This is a genomic window from Nitrosospira multiformis (assembly GCF_900103165.1).
Classification (GTDB): domain Bacteria; phylum Pseudomonadota; class Gammaproteobacteria; order Burkholderiales; family Nitrosomonadaceae; genus Nitrosospira; species Nitrosospira multiformis_D.
Window position 1 is genome coordinate 725193 of sequence record NZ_FNKY01000001.1, and the last position, 17772, is coordinate 742964.

4 protein-coding genes are annotated in these 17772 nt (G+C 59.5%); 3 read left to right on the plus strand and 1 reads right to left on the minus strand.

All coding sequences use genetic code 11. The features are described 5' to 3' along the window. Positions 1-7: 7 nt before the first annotated feature. Positions 8-14401, minus strand: a complete 14394-nt coding sequence (locus BLR00_RS03435; protein ID WP_081346628.1) for a non-ribosomal peptide synthetase — start codon at positions 14399-14401, stop codon at positions 8-10. Between the two features lie 219 nt (positions 14402-14620). Here BLR00_RS03435 and BLR00_RS03440 point away from each other — a divergent pair, with 219 nt between their 5' ends. Genes BLR00_RS03440 through ubiD form a run of 3 tightly spaced genes read left to right on the plus strand, consistent with a single transcriptional unit; the run spans position 14621 to position 17495 of the window. Continuing rightward, on the plus strand, positions 14621-15166 hold the full coding sequence (locus BLR00_RS03440; protein WP_074634110.1) for a chorismate--pyruvate lyase family protein: 546 nt from the start codon (positions 14621-14623) through the stop codon (positions 15164-15166). Continuing rightward, the gene (gene ubiA, locus BLR00_RS03445; protein ID WP_074630816.1) at positions 15163-16035 is read left to right on the plus strand and encodes a 4-hydroxybenzoate octaprenyltransferase; all 873 of its coding nucleotides are present in this window, start codon (positions 15163-15165) and stop codon (positions 16033-16035) included. The genes BLR00_RS03440 and ubiA overlap by 4 nt, the downstream gene beginning before the upstream one ends. Then, entirely contained in the window at positions 16032-17495 is a 1464-nt protein-coding gene (ubiD, locus tag BLR00_RS03450) for a 4-hydroxy-3-polyprenylbenzoate decarboxylase (protein WP_074630817.1), read from the plus strand. Before ubiA ends, ubiD begins: the two co-directional genes overlap by 4 nt. The last annotated feature ends 277 nt before the right edge of the window (positions 17496-17772 follow it).

Consider the following 17772-nt stretch of genomic DNA (forward strand, 5'->3'; position numbering starts at 1 on the left):
GCTCTCCTCAAAATGGCGTCGCGATCGTGCCGCCGGTGGCGGCAAATCGATCCAGCATCGCCTTTAGATCCTTGGAAAATACAAGCTCCCCGAGCGGGGAAACCGTTGCCCGATGCCGCCAGCGCGGCAGCGGGTCAATCTTTGGCAGCGGCGCGCTTTCAGCCTGCGCGGCGGCCACAGCCAGCGCCAGGCCGGCGATGGTGGGCATCTCAAAAATCTGCTGTAGCGGCAGTTCGACCCCGAATTCATCGCGTAACCGGGAGATCACCTGGGTCGCGAACAGCGAGTGTCCCCCGATGGAGAAGAAATTATCATGAATACCGATGTGCTCGATGGCGAGTACCTGCTGCCAGATTGCGGCGAGTTTTGTCTCGGCGATGGTACGCGGTGGAGCAAAGCTGTCGTCCGAAGTTTCCGGCACCGGTAATGCCAGGCGATTAATCTTGCCGCTGGGGGTGATCGGCAATTCTTCAAGCACGACGAATACCGCCGGTATCAGATAATCAGGCAATCGCCGGTCAAGATGCCGCCGTAAGCCATCGGACGCCGGAGCCTGCTCGGGTCTTGCCGAAACATATGCGACAAGCCTTTGGCCATCGGCGTATTCCTGCGGGATAACCACCGCTTGCTTCACTCCAGGATACTCCAGAAGCTGTTTTTCGATTTCTCCCGGTTCGATGCGGTAGCCCCGAATCTTCACCTGGAAATCCCGCCGCCCGATGAATTCGATGCTGCCATCCGGAAGCCGGCGGCCGAGGTCACCCGTACGGTAAAGCCGCCCTCCTCCGCCATCCGGTGGAAATGCCGCGATTCCGCCTTGCCGCCAATAGCCCATGGCGATAAAGGGACCGCGCAACACGATTTCCCCTGGGCAGTAGACGTCCACCGGTTCTCCGGTGTCGCCCAGCAATAAAAGCTCGACACCGTCGACCGGGTAGCCGATGGGTACAGCGTCGCGCATCAGCGTGGCTCCAGTATCAATAAAATATTGTAGCGCCAAGGTCGATTCAGTCAGGCCGAAACCATTGACCAGCAGGCAGTCCGGAGAAAAATGGGTGCGGAAAAGATCGACATCGCGCCGGTACACGGCTTCGCCTCCGAGCGCGACAAGGCGGATTTTTTCCAGACGCGTGATTCCAGGCGCTGAATTGGACAGTGCATGGATGAGATGGCGGAATAGGGTCGGCGCGCAATGAAAAACCGTAATTTCTTGTTCCACCAGGCAATCGACGAGCGCCTGCATGCCATTCTCCCGCACCGAAATAGGATAAACCGCCGCGCCGTTAAGCAGGGCACCGAATATGTCCTGAACCGCGGCATCAACGCTGTACGAAGAGACAAATGTCAGCCGGTCATCGGCGCATAAATGCAGGTTATTGCTGTAGGTCCGGACATGCCCAAGAACGTTGCGGTGAGTTTGCACGACACCCTTCGGTTCCCCCGTGGATCCTGAGGTATAGAGGATGTAGGCGATAGCGCCAAGAGACACGGGGGGTGGCGGGTTTGTCTCGAAGCGTTCGGTCTCGCCAAGCCGGATCACCTGCGCATATTCTGTGGAAAAACCGTCGATATCGGTCAGGACCGCGGCCGCCCCGGAACTGTCGATAATCCGCTCAGTCCGGGCGGGAGGATGAGCGGGATCAAGAGGGACGTAGGTTTTGCCAGCTTTCAGTATGCCAAATATGGCGGCGATCATCGATGCGTCGTGGCGAAAGAACAGGGCTATGCGCTCCACGCTTTCGCCACGCAAGGAGAGAATCGCATTGGCAATTCGGTTGGAAAGCGCTTCCAACTGCTTATAAGTCCATCGCTCGTTTTTTACCTGGATGGCAATGCGATCGGGGTAGCGCTCCGCCTGCTCGCGAAAACGGCTCCCTATCGATTGCTCGACCGCTTGTTCGGGGAATTCGTTAAAAGAGGTCGCAGGCGCGATCCCGTTTTTTCCGGATGGTATTTGATGAGTGAGCCGCAAATGCGAGAGTGGTACGTCAGGATGGGTAGCTATGGCTTCCAGGAGTGTTGTGAAATGGCCGAGTATGCGTCTTACGGTCCCGGACTCAAAAAGATCTCGCGCATACACCGCATGGAGCCGGATGGTCCGGTCATATTCAATGGCATAGAGTGTGAGGTCAAATTTTGCCGATTCTTCCGATTCTTCCGGCTCGGCCGGTTCACCGGAGTCGCCATCCCGTTCAGCATCCGGCCCGGCATCCGGCGTTTGCGCTGCATCGCCGGGGAGTCGACCATCGATATTCAGCAGATTGAACATCACCTGAAAGAGCGGCGCCTGGCTGAGATGGCGGGCGGGAGCGAGCCTGGCCACCAGCATCTCGAAAGGCATATCCTGATGCGCATACGCCTCGGCTGCCACGGTACGTACCCGCTCAAGCAGGGTGGCAAACGAGGGATCACCCGCAAGATCGATGCGCAAGGCGAGCGTATTGACGAAGAACCCGATCAATCCCTCCAGCTCGCTGCGAGTGCGGTTGGCGATGGGCGTGCCGATCACCAGATCGGATTGCCCGCTGTAGCGCGCCAGCAGCGCGCCAAAGGCGGCCAGGAGCGTCATGAACAAAGTGGCACCCTGGGCTTGCCCGAGTGCGCGCAAGCGCGCGGTAAGCGATGCATTCAGCCACACCCCGCAACGTCCGCCGCGATAGCTGGACTGGGCCGGGCGCGGCCGGTCGGTGGGCAGGGAAAGCTCCACCGGCGCATCCTGCAGCTGCTTTTGCCAGTAGGCGAATAAGGCATTCAGCCGTTCGCCCTGTAGAATGCGCCGCTGCCAGCAGGCAAAGTCGGCGTACTGGATCGGCAGCGCCGGCAGGGGCGGCTCGCCGCTGACCCTGCCGGCATAGAGCGCGCGCAGATCGCGATGCAGGATCTCCAGCGACCAGCCATCGGCCACGATATGGTGGAACACCAGCACCAGCCAATGATAATCCGCCTCAAGGCGCAACAGGCTGGCACGCAGCAGCGGACCGTGCACAAGATCGAAGGGTGCGGCCAGGGCGGCGTTGGCGGCGGCGCGGGCGCGTTCCAGACAACCGGCCGCCGGCTGGCTGACATCCACCAGCGGCAAGTCGATACGCAAGCCTGGTGCAACGAGCTGCACCGGCACGCCGTCGAGGGCGGTGAAGGTGGTGCGCAGCGCCTCGTGGCGGTCGAGCAGATCGCCCAGGCTGTCTTCCAGCGCCTTGCGGTCCAGGGGACCATCGAACGGCAGCACCGTGCTCAAGTGATACACCGGACTGCCCGGATACAACTGCTCGAAAAACCAGAGCCGTTGCTGGGCAAAAGATAGCGGGCAGGGATCCGTCCGCAGCCCGGCAAGAATAGCCGGCTCGGCAGTGGCCTCGCCTGTTTCCCGGCCCATGGCACGCACGAGACCGGCCACTGTTGGAGACTCGAAAAGCTGGCGCAAGGGGACTTCCATGTGGAAAGTGTCCCGAATCCGTGAGATTACGCGCGTTGCCAGCAATGAGTGCCCACCCAATTCAAAAAAATTATCCTCCACGCCGACAGCATCGAGACCGAGAACCTGCGTCCATATTTGCGCAATTCGTGTTTCGTCGTCCGTACGGGGAAGAATGGGGGCGCGCCCGAGATCCGGACGTGAGTGATCCGGGGCCGGAAGCGCTCGCCGATCGATCTTGCCGCTTGGTGTGAGAGGGAGACTGCCGAGAAAGACATAAGCCGGGGGCACCAGATACTCCGGCAGCCGTTCGAGTAGAAACCGGCGCAGATCGCCAGCCGCAGGCGGTGTTTCCATCCGGGCCACTACATATGCGGCCAGCCGGCGGTCGCCAGGTTCATCCTCCCGCGCCATCACGACGGCCTCACGCACTGCGGGATGGCTGGTGAGTACCGCCTCCACCTCGCCTGGCTCAACTCGAAAACCGCGAATCTTGACCTGGTGATCCAGACGGCCAAGAAACTCGATATCGCCACCGGGAAGATAGCGGGCGAGATCACCGGTTCGATAAAGACGTGCACTTGGACAATCAGGGTCGGCAACGAATTTTTCGGCGGTCAGTTCATCCCGGTTGAGGTAGCCCCGCGCAAGGTTGTCCCCGCCGATATACATTTCTCCTGGCACCCCAATGGGTACGAGGCGCTGGCCGGGATCAAACAGGTGAATGCACGTATTGGCGATCGGACGGCCGATGGGGGGCAGAAGAGGCCAGCCGCTGGGCGGACCTGCAAGCGTGTAAGCGGTGACCACGTGGGTTTCCGATGGACCATAATGATTGTGCAATTGGCATCCGGGGAGATTCCTGAACAGGTTGCGGATCTGGGGCGTGACCTGCAACTGCTCCCCGGCAGTGATGATCTCTCGCAAGGTTGCCGGGAGCGGTTCGACGTGAACGGCAGCCTCCGCCAGTTGCTGTAGTGCAACAAAGGGAAGGTATAACCTGTTAACTTGTTGTTCGCTGATCAGCCGCCATAACCCCATCGGGTCCTGCCGCAACGTTTCGGGGGCCAGGATGAGGGTCGCGCCGGCACAAAGGGTCGAGAAAAGCTCCTGAAACGAGACGTCGAAGCTTAATGGCGCAAATTGCAGCGTGGTGCCACCTGGACCGAGCTCCCCATGCTGCCAGCTTATCAGATTAACGAGTGTCCGATGTGGCAGAGCCACTCCCTTCGGCTGGCCGGTCGACCCCGAAGTATAAATAATATAGGCCAGATTTTCCGGTTTTGGCATCGACTTTGGCACGATGGGTGGCGGGTCGTCCGGCAGTGGTGGAAACGACTCATCCATGCACAGCGCGTGATGGGCTGGCAGCCGCTCAAGTAGCGCACGCTGGGTAAGCAGTAAAAGTGCTCCGCTGTCTTGCAGCATGAAGGCTAACCGCTCTCGCGGGTATGCCGGATCGAGCGGCACGCAGGCGCCACCGGCAAAGAGAACGGCAAGTACCCCGCTCACCATCTCCGGCGAACGCTCCAGACAAAGCGCCACCGGTGTATCCGGATGCACGCCGAGGCGGCGCAAATGATTGGCAATCATGTGGGCACGATCACTGATCTCACGATAAGTGAACCGGGTGATGCCATGGACCAGGGCAACTGCATCGGGCGTGCGTGCCGTCTGTTCCAGAAAGAGCTCGTGAATGCAGCGGTCGCGTGGATACTCCCGCCGGGTGTGGTTCCAGTCCGTAAGCTGCCGCCGTTCGGCGGCTGTGAGCAACGAAAGATCCGCGAGACGCGCGGCGGGGTTCGCCGTTATTGCTTCCAGCAGCGTGCGCCAGTGATTGAGCATGCGCATGATGACGGCATCGTCGAAATGCGCGCGGTCATATAGAAACCTGAGTAGAAGTTCCTCGCCCGGCGCTGCAATCGCTGTCAGGGGATAGCTGGTGCGTTCCACAGCCCGGGTTGCGCTGGCGGCTTTGCTTTCTTCTGCAATTCCGCGACGGGGATAGTTTTGAAAAACCAGCAGGCTTTCGAAAAGCGGCTGGCCGGAGGGAATCTCACTTAAGCGTTGCACCTCCGCGAGCGAACTGTATTCGTATTCCCTGTCCTTGAGCTGACGGGCTTGCAGATCCTGCAACCAGTCAAGTAGGGGGGCATCTTCTGCCACGGAAACGCGTAACGGCAATGCATTGATGAAAAGTCCCAGCATCGACTCGACGCCGGCAATCGCCGCGGGGCGTCCCGACACGATGACGCCGAACACGATATCGGTTTCACCGCTGTAGCGGCTCAGGAGCAGCGCCCAGGCCGCCTGAATCAGCGTATTGAGCGTGAGCTGGTGCGTGCGCGCGAAAGTTTCCAGTGTGGCTGTTGAAGCGGTTGACATACGGATATATCGTTCCTCATGTTCCCCTGCTTCCCCTACTGCTCCCGCCCCTCCCGTCCCCGAATGCGGCCGGTCCACCACCAGCGGCGTGGCGGCGAAAAATCCCTGGAGCGCCTGCTTCCAGTAAGCCTGGGCGGCATTCCGGTCCTGCTCATGCAACCAGGCGATATAATCCCGGTAAGGGCGCGGTGGCGGCGGTTCATGGCGGACGCCGCGCTGGATCGCGTCGTAGAAATCTCCCAGTTCCGAGAAGAGAATCGGCACGCTCCATCCGTCAAGGAGGGCATGGTGATGGCTCCAGACGAATTCAAACTGATTGTCGCCGGTTCGGATTAGAAAAATTCGCATTGGCGGCGCTTTCGGAAGATCGAAACCCCGTTTCCGATCCGCGTCAAGAAAATCATCGAGCCGTTGATTTATCCGGGAAGATTCACGCCAGTCAAGGTGGACACAGTCCAGTTGCGCGTCGCGGTGGACAACCTGTAGCGGCGCGTCGAGACCCTTCCAATGGAACGTCGTCCGCAGCGCCGGATGGCGCATAACCAAGCACCGCCAGCTTTGCTCAAATGCTTCGATATCGATATCGTTTGCGAAGGAATGGAGAAGTTGCTCGACGTAGATTCCGGAATCCGGATCGAGGAGGGTGTGGAACAGCATTCCTTCCTGCATCGGCGACAGAGGATAGATGTCCTCAAGGTCAGGGTTGTCACGCAAGAGCTCGTCCAGCTGCGCCTGGTCAAGATTCGAAAGCGGGAAGTCCGCCGGCGAAAATCCCATATCCCTGGAGGATGGGTGATGATAGGTAATTATTCCGCGCAATTCTTCCAGGAATGCCGCCGCCAGCATTTCGATCGTGGCACGGCGATGTATCGCCTCGCTGTAAATCCAGGAAAGGTGCAACCGGTCGGAGAAAACGCCCCCATTGATGTCAATAAGATAGCGCCGCCTGTCGCGGTCGCTGAAAGCTGGCCCTCGTGGATCGTTCCCATCGGCATCACCGGGATCGACGGAATGCTCGAATTGCCCGAGGTAATTGAAGCTCATTTGTGCTTGCGGGAGCGCTTGCAGACGGTCTCCAGCCTCACTCTTGCTCATGTATCGCAAGAGACCGTAACCGATACCGCGCCGTGGAATCGCACGCAGCTTTTCCTTGATTCGCCGCAGCGCCGCGCCAGGGCTGACACAATCCCTGATATCAAGAGCTACCGGAAAGATCGTCGTAAACCAGCCGACGGTTCGGGATAAATCGACGTCATCGAAAATGGTTTCCCGGCCGTGGCCTTCCACGTCAACCAGCGTCTCATCCGCCCCGCTCCACCGGGCAAGGGCGAGAGCCACGGCGGTAAGCAGTATCTCATCAATACGGACGCGATGAGTCCGTGCGATGTCCCTCAGCAAGCGCGCGGTTTCTTCCGTGCTAAGAGAAACCACCACCGTGCGGCTTGATCCGGCGGTGTTGGCTTCCAGCGGCGCCGGCAAATCTTTGGGGAGTGGTGCCGTTTGCATGGGCAACGCTGCGAGCCAGTATTTCGCTTCCTCCATGAGGTCTGCCGAGTTTGCGTGGGCCGCCAGTTTACCGGCCCAGGAGGTGAAAGCCGTGGTCTTCGGCGGCAGGGCGGCGGGAGGGTCCATCCGGGCATTGGCGGTATCCAGATCCTCGAGCAGGATGCGCCATGAAACTCCATCAATCGCCAGATGATGGATCGCGATCAGCAAGGAAGCTTCTTCCCCCGGTCCGAAATCGAATAGCGCGGCGCGCAGGAGCGGTCCGCGGGAAAGGTCGAGGCTCGCTTGTACCTGCGCTGCTTGCTCCTCTACGGCCGCCATGCGCTGCGATCGGGCAACCCCGGATAGGTCGATGCGGCGGTAAGGTGTCGCCGAGCCCGGATCGGCAAGCGTCTGGATCCATCCATCGCCGGTGCGAAAAAAACGCAGCCGCAATGCGTCATGGTGGGCCAGAAGCTGGTCAAAAACGCGTATCCAGCGATTGTCATCGATGTCCCGCGAGACCGTCAGCAGCACTGCCTGATTGTAATGCTGCGGATCTGCCAGTTCCTGTTCAAAGAACCAGCGCTGAATCGGGGTGAGCGGCGCGGTTCCGGTCACTATTCCCTGCTCCGCCGCAATGGAACCGGTGTTTGCAACAGTCAGCAATCCGGCGATGGTGGGCTGCTCGAAAAGCTGGCGGGGTGTGAACCGCAGCCCCTTGCTACGTGCGCGGGCGACAATCTGGATCGCCAGAATCGAGTCCCCGCCCAGTTCGAAGAAATTATCGTGGATGCCGACCTGGCCGAGCCGCAGTACCTGGGCGAATATCTCCGCCAACCGCTGCTCGTCTTCGGTGCGCGGCACCACGGCTTTGGCTTCCCTTGCCACCGTCGGCACCGGCAGGGCCGACCGGTCGATCTTGCCGTTGGCGGTCAGCGGCAAGGCCGGCAATGTCATGAATGCCGAGGGCACCATGTAGTCCGGCAGGCGTGCCTGCAGGAAACGCCGCCACTCGCTCGCCGAAGGCGATTTATCCGCTACCACATAAGCGGCCAGGCGCTTGTCGCCGGGCGTGTCTTCGCGCACGGTTGCCACCGCCTCGCGCACGCCGGGGTATCCGCGCAGCGCCGCTTCCACCTCGCCCAGTTCGACGCGGAATCCGCGCACCTTGACCTGCTGATCGCGCCGCCCGAGAAACTCCAGATTGGCGTCGGGAAGATAGCGTACCCAATCTCCGGTCCGGTACACGCGTGCACCGGACCGGAAGGGATGGGGAATGAATCGCTCGGCGGTGAGTTCCGGTTGATGGAGGTAGCCGCGTGCCAGGCCCTCGCCGCCGATATAAAGCTCTCCCGGCACTCCGATGGGTACCGGCTGCAGCCGGTCGTCAAGCACATAGATTTCCGTATTCGCAATCGGCCGGCCAATAGGGACGGATGGTACAGACGGAACGGGAACAGGGCCGACAGAAGCCGGGACGCCGGTCTGATCCGCGGGAACCGCAAACCGGGCGATCTGGCAGAGGGCTGCCGTGATGGTAGTCTCGCTGGGGCCATAAGCATTGATCAGGCGGATTCGCCCATGTGTGTGCCGCATCCAGTCGTTCAATCGCGCAGCAATCATCGGTTCGCTGCCGGCGATCACCAGCCGCAGACTTTCCGGCAGCCGCAACGTTGCAAGTTCCGCCACCCATCCATGCCAATAGGAAGCGGGAAGATTCAGGATGCTGAGGCGACGGCTTTCCACGAAGTCCAGCAGATCCGAAAAGACCGGAGGACCGATATCGGGCCATACGACGACGGTTGCTCCGCACAGCCAGGGGGGAAAAATTTCCTCTGCCGCCACATCGAACGCGGGAGACGCAATCTGCAATACACGATCCGCCGCACAGAGTTCATAAGCGCCGGAGACCGCAGTGGCATGATTGACCAGCGCCCGGTGCGAAACCATTACCCCCTTCGGCAACCCGGTAGAGCCGGAGGTGTAGATGATGTATGCAAGACCGTCCGGCGTGACACTTGCCGCGGCGCAGCCCGCCGGGGCATTGCCTGTTTCGTCCAGAGTGGCGGCATCCATGCAGATGACGCGCCCGCGGTAGCCGCTGAGCCGGCCGGTAAATGCGCTGCGGGTCACCACCGCTGGTGCGCCGGTATCGGAAAGAATGAAAGCAATGCGTTCCTCCGGAAACGTGGCATCGATGGGAACATACGCCGCGCCGGCCTTGAGGATGCCGAGGGCGCCAACGGCCAGTCCTGTGCCGCGATCGGTCAGCAGTCCTATCGGGGTATCGGCACTGATCCCGCGCAAGTGCGCGGCGAGTTGATCGACCCGATGATTGAGTTGCGCGTAGGTGAGCTGTTCATCGACCGTTTCAAGCGCAATGGCTTCCGGCGTTCGCGCTGCCTGGATCTCGAACAATGTATGGATGCAGCAATCGCGCGGAAAGATGGCTTCGGTATCATTCCATTCCACCAGAAGTTGCTGTCGTTCCGCTTGGGAAAGCAGCGGCAGCTCGGATATGCGCTGTTCAGGGTTGGCAATGACGCTTTCGAGCATCACGACGAAATGACCGAGCATTTGACGTATGGCCGTCGAATCAAAGAGGTCCGTGGCATATTCGAGGGTTGCCGTAATTCCGTCATTGAACTCGGCAATTACCAGGGTGAGATCAAACTTCGCCGCCCCGCGCGTTTCGACGATATCGCCCATGGCCCGGCCGTTCGTGGGCGATAGCGTTTCCTCGGCATGATTTTCCAGCGCGAACATCACCTGAAAGAGCGGCGTATGGCTCAGATGGCGCGCGGGAGCGAGCCTGGACACCAGTACCTCGAAGGGCATGTCCTGGTGTGTATACGCTCCCGTTGCCACAGTGCGTACCCGCTCAAGCAAGGCGGTAAACGAGGGATCGCCCGAAAGGTCGAGGCGCAAGGCGAGCGTATTGACGAAAAACCCGATCAATCCCTCCAGTTCGCTGCGGGTGCGATTGGCGATAGGTGTGCCGATCACCAGATCGGACTGCCCGCTGTAGCGCGACAACAGCACGCCAAAGGCAGCCAGAAGCGTCATGAACAGGGTTGCACCTTCGTTGTGCGACAGGGTCCGCAGCCCCTCTGTCAACGCCGAGGGGAGCGTTGCCGACAGCGAAGCGCCATGGAAGGTCTGCGCCGCTGGGCGCGGCTGGCCGGTGGGCAGGGAAAGCTGCGCCGGTGCGTCCTCGAGTTGTTTTTTCCAATAGACGAATAAAGAGTCCAGCCGGTCGCCCTGAAGAATGTGCCTTTGCCAGCAGGCGAAATCGGCATACTGGATCGGCAATTCCGGTAATGGCGAAGGCTGGCCAGCTGAATTGGCCTCGAGAAGGATTTCCAGTTCGCGCTGGAGAATGCCGAGGGACCAGCCATCGGCGACGATATGGTGCATCGTCAGCACCAGCACATGATCCGCTTCGCCTGTGCGCATTAATGTAGCCCGCAAGAGTGGACCCCGCGCAAGATCGAATGGAGTCGCGGTGTCGGAATTGGTCATCCTGCGCGCCTCGCCTGTCGGTGCATGGCGCAGATCCACCACAGTGAATGCTGGCGGTGAGGGCGGCATGACCACTTGGGTTCCTTGTCCGTCGATGGCGATGAAGATGGTGCGCAGAATTTCGTGCCGGCGAACGATTTCAGCTAAGCTTTTTTCAAGGGCCGTCGTATTCAGCGGGCCGGTAAAGGAGAACGTTGTGCAGAGGTTGTAGGCGGTGCTTTGCGGTGAAAGCTGATCGAGGAACCAAAGACGCTGCTGGGCAAAGGAAAGGGGGGAGCTGTCCTGTTCGTGGCTGCGGCGCGGGATTGGCTGTAACATCGAGCGAGGGCCCAGGCGCAGCGCGAGTTCCGCGACGGTGGGTGCTTCAAAGAGAGCATGCAGAGGCACTGCCGCGTGCAGAACGTCGCGGATGCGCGAGATGGCTTGCGTGGCGAGCAACGAATGCCCGCCCAGTTCGAAGAAATTATCGTGGATGCCGACCTGGCCGAGCCGCAGTACCTGGGCGAATATCTCCGCCAGCCGCTGCTCGTCTTCAGTGCGCGGGACCACGGCTTCGGCTTTTCTTGATACTGTCGGCACCGGCAGTGCCGACCGGTCGATCTTGCCGTTGGCGGTCAGCGGCAAGGCCGGCAACGTCATGAATGCTGAGGGCACCATGTAGTCCGGCAGGCGTGCTTGCAGGAAGTGTCGCCACTCGCTCGCCGAAGGCGATTTATCCGCCACCACATAAGCGGCCAGACGCTTGTCACCGGGCGTATCTTCGCGCACGGTTGCCACTGCCTCCCGCACGCCGGGATATCCGCGCAGAGCCGCTTCCACCTCGCCCAGCTCGACGCGGAATCCGCGTACCTTGACTTGCTGATCGCGCCGTCCGAGAAACTCCAGATTGGCGTCGGGAAGATAGCGTACCCAATCTCCGGTCCGGTACACGCGTGCACCGGTGCGAAAGGGATGGGGAATGAATCGCTCGGCGGTAAGTTCCGGCTGATGGAGGTAGCCGCGTGCCAGGCCCTCGCCGCCGATATAAAGTTCTCCCGGCACTCCGATGGGTACCGGCTGAAGCCGGTCGTCAAGCACATAGATTTCCGTATTCGCAATCGGCCGGCCAATGGAAATGGGAATGTGGATTTTTTCCGCAGGCGGCACGCGATAGCAGGAGGTAAATGTGGTGTTCTCGGTGGGGCCATAAGCGGCGATCAGCAGACATTGTGGATGTCGCTCGCGCATCTTGCGGATGTAGTCCGGCGACAGCACGTCGCCGCCTGTAAGGAGCTGGCGCACACCACCCAGGCGTTCGCAATGGCTATCGACCATCTGGTGAAAGAGCCCTGTCGTCAACCAGAGCGTACTGATCCGGTGTTGCTCTATCACATCGGCGAGTTCTTCAAGCGACGGTGCGATGGGTGGCATGATTACCAGCCGCCCGCCGTTAAGCAGACATCCCCAGATCTCGAATGTTGAAGCGTCGAACGCTATCGGCGCGAACTGAAGGAATACGTCATCGGGTGTGAATGTCGTGTAGCCAGCTTCCTTTATCAGCCGCACCACGGCACGTTGCACAACTGCCACCCCCTTGGGGACGCCAGTTGATCCCGACGTGTAGCAGACATACGCGAGGTTGTCCGCCACTACTCCGCTGACAGGATTATCCGTGGATTCGTGCCCGATTTCCTCCCTCGCATTGTCAAGGCAAACCAGCTTTACAGTCTTTCCCGGAAGTATCCTGCAAAACCGGCGGTGGGTCAGCAACACCGCTGGTTTCGCGTCGCTTACCATTGCCGATAGCCTGGCAGGCGGGTCGCCGGGGTCCATCGCCAGATAGGTCCCGCCAGCTTTGAGAATACCGAGAAGGCCAATAATGAGATCAAAGGAGCGTTCAACGCAGATCCCAACCAGAGTCTCGGAACCCACGCCAAGCCCGCGCAAGCGATGAGCAACCTGGTTGGCGCGGGCGTTGAGTTCACCGTAGGTGAGGCGGTGATCCTGAAGAATCAGGGCAATCGCGTCCGGACATACCGCCGCGTGCTGTTCGAATAGTTCGTGAATGCACGATTCCCGGGGATATTCGCTCCGCGTGGCGTTCCATTCGAACAAAAGCTGTGCTCGCTCGGCCTCGGTGAGAATCGGCAGGCTGGAGAAGCGGCAGGCCGGATCGGCAGCGGCAGCTGCCAGCAGCGCCTCGAAATGACCTGCCATCCGATTGATGGTGCCGGAATCGAAAAGATCGGCGCTATATTCAAAATACCCTGTCACCCGGCGCCCATCGTCCACCAGGGAAAGCAGGAGATCGAACTTGGCTGTCGCGGACTCGTCCCATTTGCGGTCGGCTTGCGCCGGTGCCTCTTTTGTTTCCGCTTCTGTTTCCTGCTCTCCGGAAGGGACGTTTTGCAGCGCGAACATCACCTGAAAGAGTGGCGCCTGGCTGAGATGGCGGGCGGGAGCGAGCCTGGCCACCAGCATCTCGAAAGGCATGTCCTGATGCGCATACGCCTCGGCCGCCACGGTGCGTACCCGCTCAAGCAGGGCGGCAAACGAGGGATCACCCGCAAGATCGAGGCGCAAGGCGAGCGTATTGACGAAGAATCCGATCAATCCCTCCAGCTCGCTGCGAGTGCGGTTGGCGATGGGTGTGCCGATCACCAGATCGGATTGCCCGCTGTAGCGCGCCAGCAGCGCGCCAAAGGCGGCCAGGAGCGTCATGAACAAGGTGGCACCCTGCGCTTGCCCGAGTGCGCGCAAGCGCGCGGTCAGGGATGCATCCAGCCACACCCCGCAACGTCCGCCGCGATAGCTGGACTGGGCCGGACGCGGCCGGTCGGTGGGCAGGGAAAGCTGCAGCGGCGCATCCTGCAGCTGCTTTTGCCAGTAGGCGAATAAAGAATTCAGCCGTTCGCCCTGCAGAACGCGCCGCTGCCAGCAGGCAAAGTCGGCGTACTGGATCGGCAATGCCGGCAGCAGCGGCGGCTCACCGCTGACCCTGCCGGCATAGAGCGCGCGCAGATCGCGATGCAGGATCTCCAGCGACCAGCCATCGGCCACGATATGGTGGAACACCAGCACCAGCCAATGATAATCCGTCTCGAGCCGCAACAGGCTGGCGCGCAGCAGCGGGCCGCGCACAAGATCGAAGGGTACGGCCAGGGCGGCGCGGGCGGCGGCGCGGGCGCGCTCCAGACAACCAGCCGCCGGCTGGCTGACATCCACCAGCGGCAAGTCGATACGCAAGCCTGGTGCAACGAGCTGCACCGGCACGCCATCGAGGGCCGTGAACGTAGTGCGCAGTGCCTCGTGGCGGTCGAGCAGGTCACCCAGGCTGGCTTCCAGCGCCTTGCGGTCCAGGGGACCATCGAACGGCAGCACCGTGCTCAAGTGATATACCGGGCTGCCCGGATACAACTGCTCGAAAAACCATAGCCGTTGTTGGGCAAAAGACGTGGGGAAGAGGAATGCTTCACTGTTAGCCGATCGAGACGATTCTACGGCGTCTTCGATCATGACCGTTCCCTCGGCGTCATTCCCCGATCCCGTACATTTGTCGTATGCGTCGGCTTCGAGTGCTCTCGTGCTGTAAGGAACAGTATTTCTCCTCGCCATAAATCAAACCCGGATTAAAAGGCCACTTTAAACTTAGGTCAGTTCCAGGGAGATTTCAACCCGGATCGGCGTTTGGATGAGGTGAAGCGCGCAGCCTTCAGGGTGCGTACAAGACGTTATAGAAATACAAGTTGGGCTCTGACTGATCGCCTTCAGGGATAAAGGATTCAGCCACGCTGGATTATGCGGCATAATTCACCCTTTTCAGTTTTACCCCTGATGAACGCTGCCGAGTTGTCCGCATGGTATCCCGCACCTCCCTCCTTATCGCCTCGTGCGCGCGGCTGGTTGCAGAATCGTGGTTCTTTGACCCAGCTTATCCAACAGCGCTGCCGCGGCGAATTTCGCGTAAAACCGGTGTTCCAGTCGCTGGCCACGGTGTGCGGAGATGAGCTTGCCCTAATGAACTTGCGTCAAAACGAGCTGGCGCTGGTGCGGGAGGTCTATTTGTATTGCGGCGACACGCCCGTGGTATTTGCGCATTCGGTGGTGGCGAGAAAAGATCTTCGCGGCGCCTGGCGCAGTTTGAATGGCTTGGGTAACCGGTCGCTGGGCACCGTATTGTTCACGAATCCCGTGGTTAAACGCACCCCGCTTCGATTCAGGAAGTTGAATTCAGCGCACCCGCTTTTTCGCCGTGCCTGTCAGAATTTGCAGGCAAAGCCCCTTGGTTTGTGGGCGCGCCGTTCCCTGTTCAGCTTGCGGGGACAATCCATACTCGTCACCGAAGTATTTCTCCCTTCCATTCTGGAGCTGTCGTCGTGACACTCACACAACGCCTCGGCCATTATGAAAGGCTGATGCGGCTGGATAAGCCCATTGGCATTCTGCTGCTGCTGTGGCCGACATTGTGGGGCTTGTGGCTTGCCGCGGACGGCCTGCCCAGCATGACTGTTCTGGTGATATTCATATTGGGTACGGTGCTGATGCGCTCTGCCGGTTGTGTCGTCAACGATTATGCCGATCGCAATTTTGATGCGCATGTCGAACGCACCAGGAATCGTCCCCTGGCAACGCGCGTGGTGAGCACGAAAGAGGCGCTGCTGCTGGCGGCCGGATTAAGCCTGTGCGCGTTTCTGCTGATACTGCCGTTGAACCGCCTTACCATTGAGCTGTCGGTATTTGCATTATTTCTGGCCGCAAGCTATCCCTTCACCAAGCGCTTCTTCGCGATGCCGCAAGCCTATCTCGGCATTGCTTTCAGCTTCGGTATCCCGATGGCATTTGCCGCGCAAACCGGCGAGGTACCATTCATTGCCTGGATATTGATGGTCGCTAACCTGCTCTGGGTCATTGCTTACGATACCGAGTATGCGATGGTGGATAAAGTTGACGATCTCAAAATCGGCATCAAGACTTCCGCCATTACTTTCGGCCGTTTCGATGTCCTGGGTGTGATGCTATGCCATGCCATTTTTCTGGGCATCATGACCATCGTGGGGATGATCCAGAAACTGGGCGTCATGTATTATGCGGGTCTGGCGGTTGCGCTGGGACTGATGATTTATCAATACCGCCTGATTCACGATCGTGACCGGGGGCGCTGCTTCAAGGCTTTTCTGCACAACAACTGGGTCGGTGCAACGATATTTGCCGGCATCGCGCTTGACTATCTGATAGGCAATCTCCCATGAAATACAAGGACCTGCGCGATTTTATCGCGCAACTGGAAAGCCAGGGCGAACTGAAACGCATCACGGCGGAGATCGATCCCCATCTGGAGATGACCGAAATCTGCGACCGGGTATTGAAAGCGGGCGGCCCGGCGATTCTGTTTGAGAAACCCAAGGGTCATACCATTCCGGTGCTGGGGAATTTGTTCGGCACACCACGGCGCGTGGCCATGGGCATGGGGCAGGAATCGGTGGAAGCGCTGCGCGAAGTAGGGAAACTTCTTGCCTATCTGAAAGAACCCGATCCACCCAAAGGCTTGAGAGATGCATGGGAAAAATTTCCCGTGCTGAAGCAGGTGCTCAACATGGCACCGAAGGAGCTTTCGCGTGCGCCTTGCCAAGACATCGTATGGGAAGGAAAAGACGCGGACCTCGCCAGATTGCCGATCCAGACATGCTGGCCAGGGGATGCAGGGCCGCTGATCACATGGGGGTTGACCGTCACCCGAGGGCCGCACAAGATACGGCAGAACCTCGGCATCTACCGCCAGCAGGTGATCGGGCCCAACAAACTGATCATGCGCTGGCTGGCCCATCGTGGGGGCGCGCTGGATTTTCGGGATTTTTGTCTCACTAATCCGGGGCAGCCTTATCCGCTGGCGGTTGCGCTGGGAGCGGACCCCGCAACGATACTCGGGGCGGTGACGCCGGTACCGGACAGCCTGAGCGAATACCAGTTCGCCGGTTTGTTGCGCGGCGCGAAAACCGAAATCGTCAAATGCCTCAGTCATAACTTGCAGGTTCCAGCCAGTGCCGAGATCGTGCTGGAAGGGTATATCCATCCCGGCGAAACCGCCCTTGAAGGCCCTTTCGGCGATCACACCGGCTATTACAACGAGCAGGAAACTTTCCCGGTATTCACGGTCGAGCGCATCACCATGCGGCGCGACCCGATCTATCACTCCACCTATACGGGCAAGCCGCCGGACGAGCCAGCCATACTCGGCGTGGCGCTGAATGAAGTATTCGTGCCATTGCTGCAAAAGCAGTTCACGGAAATCGTCGATTTTTATCTGCCTCCTGAGGGCTGTTCCTATCGCATGGCGGTAGTGAGCATGAAAAAGCAGTACGCAGGCCATGCCAAGCGTGTCATGTTCGGCGTATGGAGTTTCCTGCGGCAGTTCATGTATACCAAATTCATCATCGTCACCGACGACGACGTCAATATCCGCGACTGGAAGGAAGTCATCTGGGCCATTACCACGCGTGTTGATCCCGCGCGTGACACTCTGATCGTGGAAAATACGCCGATCGATTATCTCGACTTCGCTAGCCCGGTATCCGGCCTGGGCGGGAAAATGGGGCTGGATGCGACCAACAAGTGGCTGGGAGAGACCAATCGGGAATGGGGTACGCCTATTGTGATGGATGCGGCCGTGAAAGCGCGGGTGGATGAGGTTTGGAAGGATCTTGGATTGTGACTGGCTCAGTTTGCCATCGGCCTGATGGATGATCGGTAGCTGGTTAAAATCAGGCCGATATAATTTGTATTAGCTCAATACTCAATCTGACAGATGCTGTCCGATTGAGTCAATTCTAGTGCAATCAATACGATTTCTTCCCGGCGCTAATTAGTTGAATTCGACTAGGAGTCGTGATCACGTAAATACCTTTTTCCTTGGGAATCGCACAGCCGGTCTGCTGTCTGGGGCATAATCGATACTTACGGAGCTTAGTCAATTTTAACATTCAGATTAA